Origin of the sequence: Paenibacillus sp. FSL M7-0134 (genome assembly GCF_038007865.1) — a bacterium.
GTDB classification, from domain to species: domain Bacteria; phylum Bacillota; class Bacilli; order Paenibacillales; family Paenibacillaceae; genus Paenibacillus; species Paenibacillus polymyxa_B.
Genome location: NZ_JBBOXV010000001.1, coordinates 2707345 through 2725581 on the forward strand (window position 1 = coordinate 2707345; position 18237 = coordinate 2725581).

General features: G+C 48.2%; 2 protein-coding genes (1 of these 2 only partly in view). Both read left to right on the plus strand.

What is annotated here, in order from left to right; genetic code table 11:
- A protein-coding gene (locus tag NSQ58_RS12170; protein WP_341057511.1) for an SDR family NAD(P)-dependent oxidoreductase crosses the window boundary here: on the plus strand, window positions 1–4786 show its end. The gene continues 14903 nt to the left of window position 1, outside the view; the window shows 4786 of its 19689 coding nt (coding positions 14904–19689); its start codon lies beyond the left edge, outside the window; its stop codon occupies window positions 4784–4786.
- 50 nt (window positions 4787–4836) lie between these two features.
- On the plus strand, window positions 4837–18222 hold the full coding sequence (locus NSQ58_RS12175) for an SDR family NAD(P)-dependent oxidoreductase (protein WP_341057513.1): 13386 nt from the start codon (window positions 4837–4839) through the stop codon (window positions 18220–18222).
- Window positions 18223–18237: the final 15 nt, after the last annotated feature.

The following is an 18237-nucleotide window of genomic DNA, read 5'->3' on the forward strand; positions in this document are numbered from 1 at the left end:
AACCTTGCTGGAGCAGTACAGTCTGGGCTCCGTTTCATCCCGTCAGTGCTATGAGGCGTTTGCGGCGATGCAGATTTCCTATGGGCCGGGACATCAGGGAATTGAGAAAATATATGTCGGAGTGGGTCAAGCGCTTGCCAAGTTGTCCTTGCCTTCTTCCGTTTACCATACGATGGAGCATTATGTGATGCACCCCAGTTTGATGGACTCCGCTCTTCAGGCGACGATAGGCTTGATTATGAGTGCAGGTGATCGCAAAGCTTCCATTAAGCCAGCTTTACCATTTGCATTGGAAGAGTTAGAGGTATTTAACAGATGCACATCAGAGATGTGGGCCTGGATTCGTAATAGTGAAGACAGCAGGCAGGATGGCCCGCTGCAAAAGTTAGATATCGATTTGTGTGACGAGCAGGGGAATGTTTGTGTGAGGATGAAGGGATTTTTATCACGAGTTGCTGAAAGAGGGACAGGGGCACCAGAGGAATGGACTGCACCGGAGACTTTGATGCTTGAGCCTGTGTGGGAAGAACAAGCGATTGCTCTGGAAGGAACAGCACCTGACTATCAACAGCATCTGGTAATTTTATGCGAACCGGGATATATTTCCGGGGAAATTATTGAATCGCAAATGAACGGGGTGCAGTGCCTCATTCTCCAATCCGAAGAGAAGAGCATTGATGCACGGTTTAGGACTTATGCGACACAGGTGTTTGAGGCAATTCAACATATTCTTAAAACGGAATCCAAAGGCAAAACATTGGTTCAGCTTGTCGTTCCGGTGCAGGATCACCAACAGGTATTCTCGGGACTTTCCGGACTCTTAAAAACAGCATGGCTGGAGAATCCAGTACTGGTTGGCCAATTGATAGAAATGGATGTGGAGCAGGATCCAGCAGGTCTGATAAATATCCTGCAAGAAAACAGTCGCGGTTCTATAGAACCACATATCCGCTATCAATCAGGTAGACGGCATGTTGCCGTATGGACGGAAATTAAAGCCTCCGGGGAAGCGATCAGCATTCCGTGGAAAGACAGGGGAGTATATTTAATTACCGGCGGAACCGGAAGTCTCGGTTTGATTTTTGCCGAAGAAATTACACGACAGGCCAGGGATACCGCTTTAATTCTTGTCGGACGCTCCCCGCTTCGTGGTGACACCAAAGCAAGGATTGAGGAGATAGAGGCTTTAGGTGCAAGAGTAGTATTCCGACAAGCCGATGTCGCCGATAAAAGGGCCGTTGAAGTTTTGATTCGGGATATTCAGGAAGAGTTTGGGAAGCTGGACGGAATTGTGCACAGCGCAGGAATGGTTAGCGATAATTTCATTATTAAAAAAACACGGGAGGAATTGCAAAACGTTTTGGCACCAAAGGTTACGGGATTGGTGAATCTGGATCAGGCTTGCAAGGAAATCCCGCTGGACTTCTTCATCCTTTTTTCATCCGTTGCAGGGAGCCTCGGGAATATAGGGCAGGCTGACTATGCTGCTGCCAATGCCTTTATGGACGCCTATGCCAAGTACCGTAATACGCTGGTAGAGCGAGAACAACGCCAGGGGCGGACGATTTCAGTCAATTGGCCACTCTGGAAAGAAGGCGGAATGCGTATTGATGGGGAAACAGAAAAGATCATGGAAGGGATGGGGATGTTTGCAATGGAGACTGGTGCAGGAATTCGGGCTTTGTATCAGAGCCTGGCTTCCGAAAAGAATCAAGTCATGGTGTTGGAAGGGCATGCCAGTCAGCTAAGAGAAACGCTCCTGCAGCAACCGTCCCTGAATCAGGCTGGAGATGCCTCCTCTATGATAAGGGAAAGCGAGATGGGTTCGGTCATCGGACAAGACCTGCTTGCCGAAAAAGCGGCAAATTATTTAAAGCAATTGCTCGCTACATCCATCAGGCTGCCGGCAAGGCAGATTGAAACCGATGCCCCTATGGAGAAGTACGGCATTGATTCCATTATGATTAAACAGCTAACCCGTGAGTTGGAGAAAACGTTTGGAACACTGCCCAAAACTTTATTTTTTGAATACCAGAATATCCGGGAATTGACCCAATATTTCCTTAAAGTCCACCAGAAGCAGCTGATTAAATTGCTTGGAATCGAGACAGAGGTCAACCCTGCGAAAGAATTCAAGCCTTCTACGATGGAAAACGACCCGGGAAGGTCACTTTCTGATAGTCGGAAGCAATCGCGTTTCATGCCAGTTCAGGCAAGTTTCCAACCGCAACCGAAAAGAGCAGGCGAATCAGAGGAAATTGCCATTATCGGTTTGTCGGGCATGTATCCCGATGCAGAAAACATACGGGAATTCTGGAACAATCTGCGCGATGGGAAGGATTGCATTACGGAAATTCCCAAAGATCGCTGGGATCACAGCATGCACTTTGACGAGGACAGGAACCAGTCCGGAAAAGCTTACAGCAAGTGGGGAGGCTTTATCAAAGGTGTGGATCAGTTTGACCCCATGTTTTTCAATATCTCTCCTAGAGAAGCACAGATAATCGATCCTCAGGAGCGTCTATTCCTGAAATGCGTCTATGAAACGATAGAGGATGCAGGCTATACCCGGGAAGCGCTTGGACTAGAGCGGGGCCTTGGGCAGGATAGGAATGTGGGTGTTTTTGTCGGGGTCATGTATGAAGAATACCAGCTTTATGGGGCACAGGAACAAGCTAGGGGCAGAATGATTGCCGTTCCTGGCAATCCGGCTTCCATCGCAAATCGGGTATCTTATTTCTGTAACTTCCACGGTCCGAGCATGGCTGTGGACACCATGTGTTCTTCTTCATTGACGACCATTCATCTGGCCTGCCAAAGCTTGCGACAAGGCGAGTGTGAGCTTGCCATTGCTGGCGGCGTCAATGTATCCATTCATCCGAACAAATACCTGATGCTTGGGCAAGGCAGGTTTGTATCGAGTAAAGGACGGTGCGAAAGCTTTGGACAAGGCGGAGATGGATATGTGCCAGGAGAAGGCGTAGGAGCCGTACTGCTCAAACCACTGTCCAAAGCTATTGCAGATGGCGACCATATATATGGGGTCGTAAAGGGGACCTCGGTGAATCATGGAGGGAAGACAAACGGATTCTCAGTTCCTAATCCCAATGCGCAGGCCAGTGTAATTGGAAGGGCCTTTAAGAAAGCAGGAATTAACCCCAGAACCATTAGTTACATCGAAGCGCATGGCACCGGGACATCCTTAGGTGACCCCATTGAAATCGCCGGATTGCAAAAAGTTTTCCAGGAATATACGGAGGATAAGCAATTTTGCGCAATCGGATCGGCAAAATCAAATATTGGGCATTGTGAGAGCGCGGCAGGGATCGCCGGAGTTACAAAGGTGCTCCTTCAGCTCAAATACGGACAAATCGTGCCTTCATTGCATTCAAAAACACTAAACCCGAATATCGATTTTAGCGATAGTCCTTTTATAGTTCAGCAGGAGCTGGGAGAGTGGAAAAGACCCGTCGTCACAATGAATGGGAAGACAGTTGAATACCCAAGAATCGCAGGTATTTCCTCATTTGGCGCCGGAGGCTCCAACGCACATGTGCTCATTGAGGAATATATCCCTGAGGAGCAGGAGACTAGACAAGTTACCATTCCACTGCAAAATCCGGCAATGATCGTGCTGTCGGCGAGGAATAAAGATCGACTGGATGAACAGGTGCAAAGACTGCTTGCTGAACTCAAAGCGCCGGAATACTCGCAAACCAGCCTGGAGGATATAGCATTTACTCTGCAGGTGGGACGGGAAGCCATGGAAGAACGGTTAGCAGTCATAGTTAAGTCTACCCGTGAGCTTACAGAAAAGCTGGAGAGTTTTTTAGCGGGGAATGAGGATATTGACGGGCTGTATTTGGGTCAGGCAAAGAAGAATAAAGACATCCTAGCTGTTCTTGAGGCAGACGAAGACATGGCAAAAATGGTGGATAGTTGGATAAGCAAGGGGAAGTATACAAAGCTGGCGGAGCTTTGGGTGAAGGGGCTACTCTTCGATTGGACTAGACTTTATGAGAATACCAGCCCTCGTCGGATTAGTCTGCCAACTTATCCATTTGCCAAGGAGAGCTATTGGATCTTCGCGCGTGGGGGCGAATCCCGGGACGTCGAGGCGGAAACTCCTGTAGTCGATGTGTCGGTACAAGAGTTCGTTTCCAGCCCTCCTGCAGTTAACCATAGCAACGATAATGTGCAGAGACAGGCTTTGGCGAAAGTACCTGAAAAACCGCAGGGCATTTTGCTAAGCTCCGTTTCCAACATCCAGATGGTAGCAGATAAGCCAGAAAAGTCAGCTGTGCTGGCAGAATCCAAGCCTGCCCCGCCGCAACCTGAGGCCAAGCCTTCTTCGCCGCCGCCCGTTGTTGCCAGGGATGAGGGAAAGCGGTCGACATATGCGCCAACGGCTGTACGGATAGAAACATTGGAGAAGGAACTGGTAGAAAGTCTTGCGAAATCCTTGAGTATGAATGAAATGGATATTGGCCGGGATGATCAATTTATTGATATGGGACTGGACTCCATTATAGGCGTAGAGTGGGTGCAGGCTGTGAATAAACGCTTTGGAACAGCTATTCCAGCAACCAGAGTGTACGACTATCCTAACATTAAAGAATTTTCCAAATTTTTGGCAAAGGAATTGAACAAGTCGGCGGGAGATACAAATCAGGCTCCTACAGAGCCGAAGCCTAAGCAGCCCATGCAAGTCTTGTTACAGAAAGTACTGCAGGGTGAGTTAGATTTTGAACAGGCCGACCAGTTATTCAACCAATTACACTCGTAGACAGCCAACACGATATTTGTCCTATTTCATACAGCTAGGAGGACATGTTTATGGATTCAAAAGATATTTTTCGTGCGGTGCAAGCAGGGGAAATCAATTATGAAGATGCTGAAAAACAATTGCTTCAATTTATTGGCGAGCTCCCGGATGAATCATTGGAAGCCAGTCCACAGGAATTATCAGAAGGACGGGCTTTCACGTTGCAACCATTGGACAGCTTCCACACGTCGGAGGATGGGCAGGAGATAAGCGCCTCCCAAATGAAGGTACAGTCTGTGGTTGAATTGCAGGAATTTGAGCACGGGATTGTCTTGTTGAAAATGAAGGACACGGCGCACAAAAATACATTTTCCGATGAACTAATTATCGGCCTGAATCAGGCGTTTGAGACAGTGCAGGCTAACGAGAATTATAAAGTTGTGATTCTGACGGGATATGACACCTACTTTGCCACAGGAGGCACCCAAGAGGGGTTGCTGGCTATCCATGAGGGAAAGGCGAAATATAGCGATACCAATGTTTACAAGATTGCTTTGGATTGCAAGCTGCCCGTCATCGCTGCTATGCAGGGACATGGGATTGGTGCTGGCTGGTGCATGGGGATGTTTTGCGATTTTATCGTGATGAGTCGGGAAAGCATCTATACTACTAACTTTATGAAGTACGGCTTTACTCCCGGAGCGGGTTCGACCCTGATTTTCCCTGAGAAATTCGGGGTTAGTATGGCACAGGAAATTCTATTTACAGGTACTAGATATAGTGGTTCGGAACTGGAAACCAAAGGGGTTCCTTTTCCGGTTGTACCGAGGAATGAAGTGGTGCCGCACGCCATGCAGCTGGCAAGAAAACTGTCTGAGTCTCCCAGGGAGTCATTAATTGAGCTGAAAAACCATATGGCCCAATCGATAAGAGAAAAGCTGGCGGCTACTATTGAAAAAGAAATAAAAATGCAGGATAAAACGTTTGTGAATCAGCAAGAAGTTAAAGAACGGATTCAATTCGCCTATGGACAGCTGCCGAATAGCAATGATTCCCACAAAACGGTCAAGCATGCTGATTCTAAAAAAGCTATGCTAGATATGCCGCGCGGTCAGGAACATAAGGAGTCTATCGCAATTATTGGTATGGCAGGGCAATTCCCGGAATCCAGGACTTTGGCTGAATTTTGGGACAATCTGGCTCAGGGCAGGGATTGTATATCGGAAATCCCTTCAACGCGATGGTCAATCGATGAATATTACGATACCGATCCCAAGGCTCAGGGAAAAACCTATAGCAAATGGATGGGTGTTTTAGAGGATGTAGATAAATTTGACCCGTTGTTCTTTAATATATCCCCTGCAGAAGCAGAGATGATGGATCCTCAACAGCGCCTGTTTCTTGAAAGCAGCTGGAAATGCATTGAAGATGCCGGATTAAATCCAGCCTCACTGTCGGAGAGCCGCTGCGGTGTTTTTGTAGGTTGTGCAGCCAGTGATTATGGGAGGTCCATGAGTGGGCAGGGGTTAAATGCGCAGGTTCTTATGGGAGGGTCTCCTTCAATTCTATCCGCTCGGATTTCGTATCTGCTAAATTTGAAAGGTCCTTCTTTGGCTATTGATACCGCATGCTCTTCCTCTCTGGTGGCTATTGCTGAAGCCTGCAACAGTCTCCTTTTAGAAACAAGTGACCTTGCTCTGGCAGGCGGAGTCATGATTATGGCTGGTCCGGGGATGCATGTTATGACTAGCAAGGCAGGAATGCTGTCCAAGGATGGACGGTGCTTTACCTTTGATGCCCGTGCAAACGGGTTTGTCCCCGGAGAAGGAGTTGGGGTCATTTTATTAAAACGGCTCTCTGATGCAGTCAGAGACAAGGACTCCATATATGGAGTTATTCGGGGATGGGGAATGAACCAGGATGGAAAAACCAACGGAATAACTGCCCCAAGTGTAAATTCACAAATCTCGCTGGAAAAAGACGTATATCGACGGTTTAACATTCATCCCGAAACCATCTCCATGATAGAGGCCCACGGAACAGGAACAAAGCTGGGTGATCCTATCGAGGTGGAGGGACTTACGGAATCATTCCGATCCTATACAAGCAAGAAGGGCTATTGCGCATTGGGGTCACTGAAAAGCAATATGGGTCATATGATGACTGCGGCCGGAGTGGCCAGTGTGATGAAAGTGCTGCTGGCCATGAAGCACCACCAATTGCCGCCTACCATTCATTTCGAATCCTTAAATGAGCATATTTCTCTGGAGGATAGCCCGTTCTATATTAACACCAGTCTGCAAAGCTGGGAGCCCGAACCGGGAGTACCCCGGCGTGCGGGCGTAAGTTCTTTCGGATTTAGCGGCACTAACGCTCATATGGTTATTGAAGAATATGTTCCTGTAGTCTCTGCGGTGAATCTACCCCCAGTGGGTAAAGACAACCCGGGACTATTTGTGCTGTCCGCTAAAAGTGAACAATCCTTGAAAACCTATGCAGCAGATATGATGAATTTTGTTAAGTTGCACGAAAGCGTTAATCTCACGGACCTGGCCTATACCTTGCAAGTGGGAAGAGAGGCCATGGACTGGCGTCTCGCGTTTTTGACGGATTCAAGAGAAAATCTGATAGATGAACTTGAACATTTTATTAACGGAAACTCGTCGGAAAAAGTGCTGATCGGCCGTGTGAACTATCCAGGTGGCGGAATCGAACTCTTGGATTCGGACGAAGACACCGGAACCCTGGTTCGGGCCTGGACTGAGAAGAAAAGACTTGATAAGGTAGCCAAATTGTGGGCCAATGGCGCAAGCATTGAATGGGACGCACTTTATGGAGATATCAAGCCCAGACGAATCAGTCTGCCGACCTATCCTTTCGAAAGGGCACGCTATTGGTTATCCGAAACAGACACTGGACAAGGCAGTGTAAATCTGGCTATGACTGCCCAAATTCATCCTTTATTGCATCAGAATATTTCCGATCTCTCCGGACAACGTTATAGCTCTACTTTTACAGGCCGGGAATTTTTCCTGTCAGACCACAGAATCAAGGGTCAACAAACATTACCCGGGGTGGCTTACCTCGAAATGGTGCGAGCAGCTGTAGAAGAGGCAGTGGGGGCCGTAGTAGAAAGCGAGACCCATATTCAGCTGAAAAATATCGTATGGGCTCGGCCTGTGGTTGTAGCAGACGGACCGGTCAGGGTACTCATCAGTCTATATCCCCAGGACAATGGAGAGATTGCGTTTGAAATATGCAGCGGGATGGAAGGGGCCGACGCTGAAGGTATTATACACAGTCAGGGAATGGCTGTGCTGGAGAGGGCTGGCGAGCTACAGTATCTGGACCTGAATGTCTTACGGGCAGACTGTACCCGCACACCACTTTCTTCGAGCCAATGCTATGAAGCTTTCAAAGCCATGGGGATAGACTATGGACCCGCACACCGTGGCATTGAGGCAATCTTTCGAGGAAAGGATTACGTGCTGGCCAAGCTGTCCCTACCATCCTCTGTACTCCATACTCAAACTGAATTTGTACTGCATCCAGCTTTGATGGATTCAACTTTGCAGGCCACAATCGGCTTGGTAATGGGTTCGGAAGAAAATTTGCCTGTAGGCAAGCCAGCGTTACCCTTTGCTTTGGAGGAACTGAAGATTTCCGAAAAATGCACTCCAGTGATGTGGGCCCGGATCTCTCACGATGGGAGTGAAGAGACGTCGAATGGATTAAGCAAGGTGGATATTGATCTGTGCGATGAGACCGGAAAGATTTGCGTGCAGCTCAAAGGACTTTTATCCAGAGCTTTGGAAGGAGATGTGGGGCAAGCCAGCATCACTGAGGATATGGGTACACTGATGCTTGAGCCTGTCTGGCAGGAGACACCTGTCACCACAGGGGTGAACGCTAACGAAGATATCCAGCATGTTGTGATCCTGTGTGAAGTGGATGGTATCTCCGGGGAGGATATTGAAGCCCACATGGATGGTACTCGCTGCCTTGTTTTACAGTCCTCCAGCATGGATATGGACAGTCGGTTTGAAGATTATACCATTCAGATATTTGAAGAATTGCAAAGCATCCTGCTAGACATCCCCAAACAGAAAGTTTTGATACAGCTTGCAACCCGCGCTCGGAAGGACCAACAGGTTTATTCCGGGCTCTTTGCAATGCTGAAAACCGCTCAAAAAGAAAATCCGAATGTCATGGGTCAGCTGCTTGAGCTTGATGTAGAGGATAATGTCGAAGGAATCATTGAGAAACTACAAGGGAACCGGAGTGGCCTGCATAACGAACGGATACGGTACCAAGGGGACAAACGACAGGCTTTAATGTGGCAAGAAATTGAAGCCTTACGTGAAGATGCAGACCTGCCGTGGAGAGATGGTGGGATCTATCTCATTACTGGTGGCTTAGGTGGCCTGGGGCTTATTTTTGCCAGAGACATTGTGCGCAATGTGAAAAACTCCACCGTCGTATTGGTGGGTCGGTCATCACTTTCTGCGGACCAAAAGGCTCTGTTAAGCGAACTGAGAGCGCTGGGCGGTCATATAGAGTATCAACAGGCAGATGTGGGCCACAACGAATCGGTTACCGGGCTAATTCATGGCATCGTCGAGCAATTTGGCGGCCTTAACGGTATTTTGCACACAGCCGGAGTGATTCGGGACAACTTCATCATCAAGAAGACTAAAGAAGAGGTTAGAGAAGTGCTGATTCCGAAGGTCTCAGGGGTGATGAATCTGGACCAGGCCAGCAGAGACCTGCCTCTGGACTTCTTTATCTTATTTTCTTCTGGCGCAGGAAGCCTTGGCAATGTAGGGCAGGTTGACTACTCCGCTGCTAATGGCTTTATGGATGCGTATGCCTCCTATCGAAATGCTTTGGTGACAGTAAAGCAGCGCCAGGGGCAAACGCTGTCGATAAACTGGCCTCTGTGGAAGGATGGAGGCATGCATGTCGACCTGGAAACGGAAAGGGCGATGCAAGGCCTGGGCATGATTGCCATGCAAACGGAGAATGGAATCAAAGCTTTGTATCAAAGCCTGTCTTCCGGCAGAAGTCAGGTTATGGTGATCGAAGGGTATCCCCAAAGGATTAAAGCGGCAATTTTAGGCCAGCTCTCGGAAACTGATGTCTCAGGCCGATCTGTAATGGAAAGCGGAGGAGCACCGCTTATCGGAGAAGAATGGCTAAGGGAAAAAGCGGAGGGTTATTTGAAAACGGTACTTTCAACCGTGATCAAGCTGCCCGCTGAAAGTATAGATGTAAATGCACCAATGGACAGGTATGGGATTGACTCCATACTGGTTATGCAGCTTACCAATGAATTGGAAAAGACTTTCGGCTCATTACCGAAAACATTATTTTTTGAATACCAGAATCTCCGGTCATTGACGGGTTATTTCCTTGAATCGTATCGCGGTCGGCTGATTGATGCTGTAGAAGCGACAGAGAAGAATACGGCTCCTGATGCAGGCCCGAAAGTACCTATAAAAGCAACCATAGAGCCTTTAGCCTCGATATCGGCTAATCGTAGGCGTCCATGGCTTCTCCCGACAGGTATACAACCACATCAGGAGAAGAAGGCATTAGACATTGCAATTATTGGCGTGTCGGGGAGATATCCGGGAGCATTAGGTATCCGAGAGTTCTGGGACAACCTAAGGGATGGAAAGGATTGCATTACAGAGATTCCTAAAGAACGCTGGGATCACAGTCTGTACTTTAATGAAAACAGAGGCAAGCCCGGAAAAACCTACAGCAAGTGGGGAGGGTTCATCGATGGAGTGGACTGGTTTGACCCGTTGTTTTTCAATATTTCGCCAAGGGAAGCGGAAACGATGGACCCGCAGGAGCGCTTATTCCTGGAATGCGTTTATGAAACGATAGAGGATGCGGGTTATACGAGAGAAATTCTTTGTGCAGAGCGGGAGCTTGGCGGCATAGAAGGCAATGTCGGGGTTTACGTCGGAGTGATGTACCATGAGTATCAACTCTATGGAGCCCAGGAACAAGCCAAGGGAAGGATGATTGGACTTCTCGGGAATGCCTCGGCGGTTGCCAACCGGGTATCGTATTTTTGTGATTTTCAAGGGCCAAGTATCGCTGTAGATACCATGTGCTCCTCGTCACTGACATCAATTCATATGGCCTGTCATGGACTACAGCATGGAGAATGCGAACTGGCAGTAGCAGGAGGGGTCAACGTCTCCATCCATCCTAACAAATACCTATTGTTGGGACAGGGAAGTTTTGCATCAAGCAATGGGAGATGTGAAAGCTTCGGACAGGGAGACGGATATGTACCGGGAGAAGGAGTCGGGGCTTTGCTGCTCAAGCCATTAGCCAAAGCCATAGCAGACGGAGACCGGATATATGGAGTTATCAAAGGAACTGCAGTGAACCACGGGGGGAAAACCAATGGCTATACCGTACCTAACCCCAACGCACAGGCCCGTGTGATTGGTCAGGCAATTAAGGAGGCAGGAATCAACCCCAGAACCATCAGCTATATAGAAGCCCATGGAACAGGAACTCCACTGGGAGATCCGATTGAAATTGCAGGCTTACAAAAGGCCTTCCGGAAATATACCGGCGATAAGCAGTTCTGTTCAATCGGGTCGGCGAAGTCTAATATCGGGCATTGTGAGAGTGCTGCTGGTATCGCCGCGGTGACAAAGGTTCTTTTGCAGTTGAAATATAAACAAATCGTGCCTTCGCTGCATGCAAGCACCTTAAATCCCAATATCGACTTCAGCGATAGTCCCTTTAAAGTCCAGCAGGGGTTAGAAGAGTGGAAAAGACCAGTAATTGCCATCAACGGTGAAACCAGAGAATACCCAAGGGCAGCAGGAGTATCGGCCTTTGGTGCTGGGGGCTCTAACGCTCATGTGGTCATCGAAGAATATATTCCAGAAGAAGCTAGTCAGCAGCAAGCTGCTCCTGCATCCCTGAATCCTGTCATAGTCGTGTTGTCGGCCAAAAATAAGGAAAGGCTGGACGAGCAGGTGCAAAGATTGCTGTCTGCACTCAGAGAGCTGAATGACCCGCATACAAGTCTCTCAGATATCGCCTACACGCTGCAAATCGGGCGAGAAGCGATGGACGAACGTCTGGCGATCATTGCAAAATCCATCCAAGAGCTTGACTGGAAATTGGAAGGCTTCCTACAAAAAAAGGAAGGCGTAGAAGAACTGTATAGAGGACAGGTAAAGCGTAATAGAGGAGGGCTTGTCACTCAGGAAGTCGATGAAGATATGGCTAAAATGATTGATGCATGGGTGGACAAAGGGAAGTATGGAAAGCTCGCTGAACTTTGGGTTACGGGACTGATTTTGGATTGGAACAAGCTTTATGAGGATGTGAAGCCTCGCAGGATGAGTCTGCCAACCTATCCTTTTGCCAGAGAAAGCTATTGGATACCCGTACATGAGGAAAAGAGCGCCGCAATAACAGAAGCCGCTTCGTCCCAATCATCCTTTTTGACACCTTTACTGCATCAGAACACTTCAGACTTTCTGGAGCAGCGGTTCAGTTCAACGTTTACAGGCGAGGAATTTTTCCTCAAGGATCATGTTGTGAAAGGCCAAAAGGTTCTGCCTGGCGTAGCCTATCTTGAGATGGTACGGGCGGCTGTAGAACGTTCCACAGGAGATATGGACAACAGCACAACAGGAATCCGTTTGAAAAATGTAAACTGGATTCGGCCCATTGTGGTGGACAACCAGCCAGTTCCTGTACACACCAGGCTCTCTCTGGAAGACACCGGAAAAATCAGCTTTGAAGTGTATAGCGGGCAAGTAGGAAGCGAAAGAGGGCATACCGTGCATAGCCAAGGTGATGCGGTGCAGGTTTGCGTAGAGCAAAAACCGACACTAAACCTTAAGGCGTTACAGGCAGATTTTGGTCAACACAGGTTTAACGGATCGCAATGTTACGAAATCTTCGAGGAAATGGGAATGGATTATGGCCCGGCATACAGATGTGTGGAGAAGGTATATACACATCCGGGCAGGGTGCTAGCCAAGCTGGCATTGCCTTCCTTTATTTCTAATATGACGGACAGCTTGGTCCTTCACCCCAGCTTGCTGGATTCGGCCTTGCATGCATCGATCGGGCTAATCATGGGCCAAGAGAACGGAGGGCTACCGGGTAGCGCTGTACCAGCTACGCCTCACATGCCGTTTGCCCTCCAAGAGTTTGAGATTTATGGGGCATGCACCCCGACCATGTGGTCGTTGATTCAATACAGCGAGGGCAGCAAGAAAGAAGACAAGGTACAGAAGCTTAATATTGACTTGTGTGATGAGGAAGGAACTATTTGCGTCAGAATAACAGGATTATCCACCCGGGCGCTGGAAGGAGAAGTCGGCATTGAAAATGCACAAGGCGCAGCGGCAGGAGAAAGTGCCGCCGACCCGCTTGTAGGATCCGTAATGCTCATCCCGAAATGGGACCCGGCTGCTGTAAAAAAAGATGTCGTTTCCCCGTCACCGACAGACCGATTGGTCATTGCAGGTGGTACTGACAAAGACAGACAGGCCATCCGGGAGTATTATCCTAGGGCGCATTTCTTGGAGCTTCAAGCGCACGATTCCATTGAAACAGTTGCCTCAAAGGTAGAAGAATATGGAGCCGTTGACCATATCCTGTGGATTGCACCCTGTGTTTCCGTCGAATCGGTGACTGCCGAGTCCTTGATCAAGGAACAGGAGCAGGGAGTCCTTCTCTTCTTTAGAATGGTCAAAGCGATGCTTCTATTGGGATACGGGACGAAAAAGCTAGGCTGGACAACGATAACCAATCAAGCTCAGCCGATGGATCAGAACGATACAGTCAACCCGACTCACGCAAGTCTTCATGGGCTGGTAGGCACCATGGCCAAAGAATATCCGAACTGGAAAATCCGTATCCTTGACCTGCAATCCGATGATGACTGGCCGCTATCCGATATGTTTACGCTGCCTTCGGACCGACAAGGACGGATGTGGGTTTACAGAAATGGGCAGTGGTACCGGCAGCACTTGGTCCCATTCAAACAGACTTCAGGTTTAAAAGGACAGACGCTATACAAAACCGGAGGCGTCTATGTGGTCATCGGGGGTGCCGGCACTATCGGAGAGGCTTGGAGCAAGTATATGGCCTGTACCTACCAGGCCCAGATGGTGTGGCTAGGCAGAAGGCAAAAGGATGCCTCTATCCAGGCCAAACTGGACGGATTTGAAGGCCTGGGACCTGTTCCATGCTATATCACGGCGGATGTAGCAGACGAAAGGGAGCTGCAGCGGGCATATGAGGAAATAAAACAGCGGTACTCCAACATAAACGGAGTGGTCCACTCAGCCATTTCATTTTTGGAGAAGGGCTTGGAAGATTTGACGGAGGAAGAGCTCCGGTCAGGGCTTTCAGCAAAGGTTGATGTAAGTGTACGCATGGCTCAGGTCTTCCAAAATGAGCCGTTGGATTTCGTATTGTTCTTCTCTTCCATGATTACCTATGTAAAGAATCCGGGACAAAGTAGCTATGCTGCCGGAAGTACCTTTAAAGACGCGTTTGCGCATCGTCTTTCGCAGGAATGGCGTTGTCCGGTGAAGGTCATGAACTGGGGATACTGGGGGAGCGGCGAAAACAATGCCTCTCAAAATGGAGGGCAGGAGGTAGAAAATTACTCCAGACTGGCGCAAATAGGTGTTGGGCTCATTGACCCGCAGGAGGGGATGGAGGCGCTTGAGACGCTTCTTGCCTCACCAGTTGACCAAATGGGGCTTATGAAAACAACAAGACATTTGGAGATGGAAGGGACTAATCCGACGGAAGAGATTGATCTCTACCCGCCTAATTCGGATCCGAATCTCAGGGATATACAGGAAAATATTGCTACAGCAATACAATCAAGAAGCCATTTTATCGAAAACTATGCTGCAGACGATATGGGCGACCTCCAGGAAAGGGAGATGGAACATCTCCTAAGCAGGTTGTTGCGGGAGCAGCTCTTGTCCATGGGGTTATCAGGGACAGATCGTCAGTCCGTCGACGAGTTCAAAAATAAACTCGGACTACCTGAGCTATATGGCAAATGGCTGAAAGAGAGCATGGAGATTTTGACACAGATGGATAACGACCTATCAGGTAGAAACTCCAGCTTGACGGATCGAGATGATGTCTGGCAGGAATGGGAAGAGCGCAAGCGTACATGGCTACAATATCCGCAGATGAGAGCAAGGGTTAATTTGGTTGAGACAACGCTACGGGCTTTACCGGAAGTGCTTACCGGAAAATCGCCTGCGACTGAAGTCATCTTTCCCAATTCCTCAATGGAACTAGTGGAAGGAATTTACAAGAACAATCTGGTGGTGGACTACTTTAATGAAGTACTTGCCGATACTACTGCCGCTTATATTCAGGAGAGGATTATGGCCGACTCCACTGCGAAAATCAGAATTCTGGAAATCGGAGCGGGCACCGGAGGAACCAGTGCCACGCTATTCCTGAAATTGCGCCCATACCGCAAACACATTCAGGAATATTGCTATACCGATATTTCCAAAGCCTTTTTGATGCACGCGGAAAAAGAGTATGGGCCGCATAATCCGTATCTCAGCTACCAGATTTTTAATGTTGAAGAACCTATTGCTGGGCAAGGTGTTGAGACGGGTAAATATGATATTGTCATTGCCGCTAATGTACTTCATACCGCAAAAGACATCCGCCAGGCGTTACGTAATGCTAAAGCGGTTTTGAAAAGCAACGGCTTGCTCCTGCTCAATGAAATCACAGGTAGTAGCGTGTTTACCCACCTTACCTTCGGATTGCTAGATGGCTGGTGGGCGTATGAGGATCCGGAATGGCGTATTCCTGGATGCCCAGGGCTTCACCCTCAAATATGGGAAACCGTACTGGACAAAGAAGGTTTCCATGCAGCGTTCTTCCCGGCGCAAGAGGCGCATGATTGGGGCCAGCAGATTGTTGCAGCCCAAAGCGATGGCTTGGTTCGGCAAAAGCGACAGCACAAACGAAGATCAATATTGATAGAGAAAAGAACCGTAGAAACGGTATCAGTGAAGCAACGAACTCAACCCAAAATAGAGGTAGAACATGTGCTGCGTGAAAAAAGTACGGCGTACTTTAAACATTTGCTTGGTGAGACGCTAAAAATGGAACCGGGAAGTATCGACTCAACGGTTGCCCTGGAAGAGTATGGAATCGACTCGATATTGGTTGTGCAAATCACAAATGTTTTGCGTGAAGTCATCGAGGATTTTGCCAGCACGCTGTTTTTTGAGTACAACACCATAGATGATCTAGTAGCATACCTTCTTCAAACGCAAAAGGACTCGTTGAAGAAGCTGGTAGGAATGAAGGAACAGGAGTTGACCGAAGAGACTTCCAGAGTTGAAGAGGTCCCTGCTTCACAATTACTCGCTACTGTCCCAATGAAGTTTGACCGGGGAGGGCATTTCCTTAAGCCTTCTGACAGCACAAAGGAAAAGCCAACGACACGATCCTCCAAAATTAGGGATGTTGCGATTGTTGGGATGTCAGGACGCTATCCGGGAGCTCGTGATATAGAGGAATATTGGAATAATCTAAGAGAAGGTAAAAATTGCATAACTGAAATTCCGAAAGACCGTTGGGATTGGAAGACCTACTTTGACCAAGAAAAAGGGAAAAGGGGCACAATCTATACGAAATCGGGCGGTTTTATCGAAGGCATTGATTTATTCGATCCGCTATTTTTTAAGATTTCTCCCGCAGAAGCCGAAACAATGGATCCGCAGGAAAGACTTTTCCTGGAAGCAGCATATGCAAGCATAGAGGATGCTGGGTATACCCCTGCCAATCTTTGTGAGAGTAGAAGAGTCGGTGTATTTGCAGGCGTTATGAACGGGAATTACGGTTTGGGACCTCAATATAATTCCATCTCGAATCGGGTTTCCTATCATTTGGATTTCCAAGGTCCGAGTATGTCCTTAGATACCGCTTGCTCTTCCTCATTGACGGCGATCCATTTGGCTTTGGAAAGCCTGTATAGCGGTACAAGCGAGTGTGCCATTGCCGGGGGAGTCAACTTGATTGTAGACCCTATCCACTATATCAAGCTGTCGGCTATGACGATGCTTTCTAAAACGGGTGAATGTAAGTCATTCGGAGATCAGGCAGATGGATTCGTCGACGGAGAGGGTGTCGGCGCGATCGTGTTGAAGCCGTTGGAGAAGGCCATTGCAGATGGCGACCATATTTATGGAGTAATCAAAGGGAGCATGCTTAATGCTTCAGGTAAAACCAGCGGTTATACAGTACCTAGCCCTCAAGCTCAATCCTGGTTGATTGAAGAAGCGCTCCAGCGTGCGGATGTCGATGCAAGGACAGTTAGTTATATTGAAGCCCACGGAACCGGTACAGCTCTGGGAGATCCTATTGAAATTGCAGGACTGACAAGGGCTTTCGAAAAATTCACAAAGGATAAGCAGTTCTGCGCCATAGGGGCGGTCAAATCCAATATAGGCCATTGTGAGAGTGCAGCAGGCATTGCAGGAGTGACTAAAATATTGTTGCAGCTAAAGCACAGCCAGCTAGTACCATCCTTACATTCAAGGAAGTTGAACCCTGAAATTAATTTCAACAATACTCCATTTATCGTTCAGCAAAGCCTGGAGGAATGGAAGAGACCGGTAATTACAACCGATGGAATCACAAAAGAATATCCAAGACGGGCTGGAATATCTTCTTTTGGTGCAGGCGGGGCAAACGCCCATATCGTGATTGAAGAGTATATTCCCGAGTATCAGGAACAGTCTGGAACAGAATCCGCTTCTCAGGGACCTGTCATGATCGTGTTGTCAGCCAAGAGCGAGGAGCAGCTTAAGGAAAAGGGAAGGCAGCTGCTGAATGCTCTTCAGGGTCAGCTATTCTCCGCAAGCCTATCGGATATTGCTTACACGCTTCAGGTGGGGCGCGAAGCGATGGAGGAGCGTTTAGCCATACTTGTGGAATCTACCGCAGAGCTTGAGGAAAAATTAAAGAGTTTTGTGGATGGACGCCATAACATGCTCAACCTATATAGGGGACAGGCTAAACGTAACAGAGAATCGTTGTCTATTTTTTCGGGGGACGAAGACTTGCAACAAATGATCGATCTTTGGATTTCCAAAAAGAAATATACCAAGCTTTTGGAGCTGTGGGCCAAAGGGATAAATTTGGATTGGGAAAAACTTTACACAGGGAAGATGCCTCACCGTATCAGCCTGCCTACCTACCCTTTTGCTAAAGAGCATTACTGGGCTTCTGAAAGCAAGGATCAAGTAAAAGCCTATGCATTATTTTCGCAAGGTGAGAGCGATGTAGACTTTGATGATATATTGTGCGGCAGACTCTTGGATGAAATGATGAACGATACCCTGTCTGTTGATGAGGCTGCCAGTGAAATCCTCAATATATGTATACGTAAATGAGAAGTTTCTACGTGC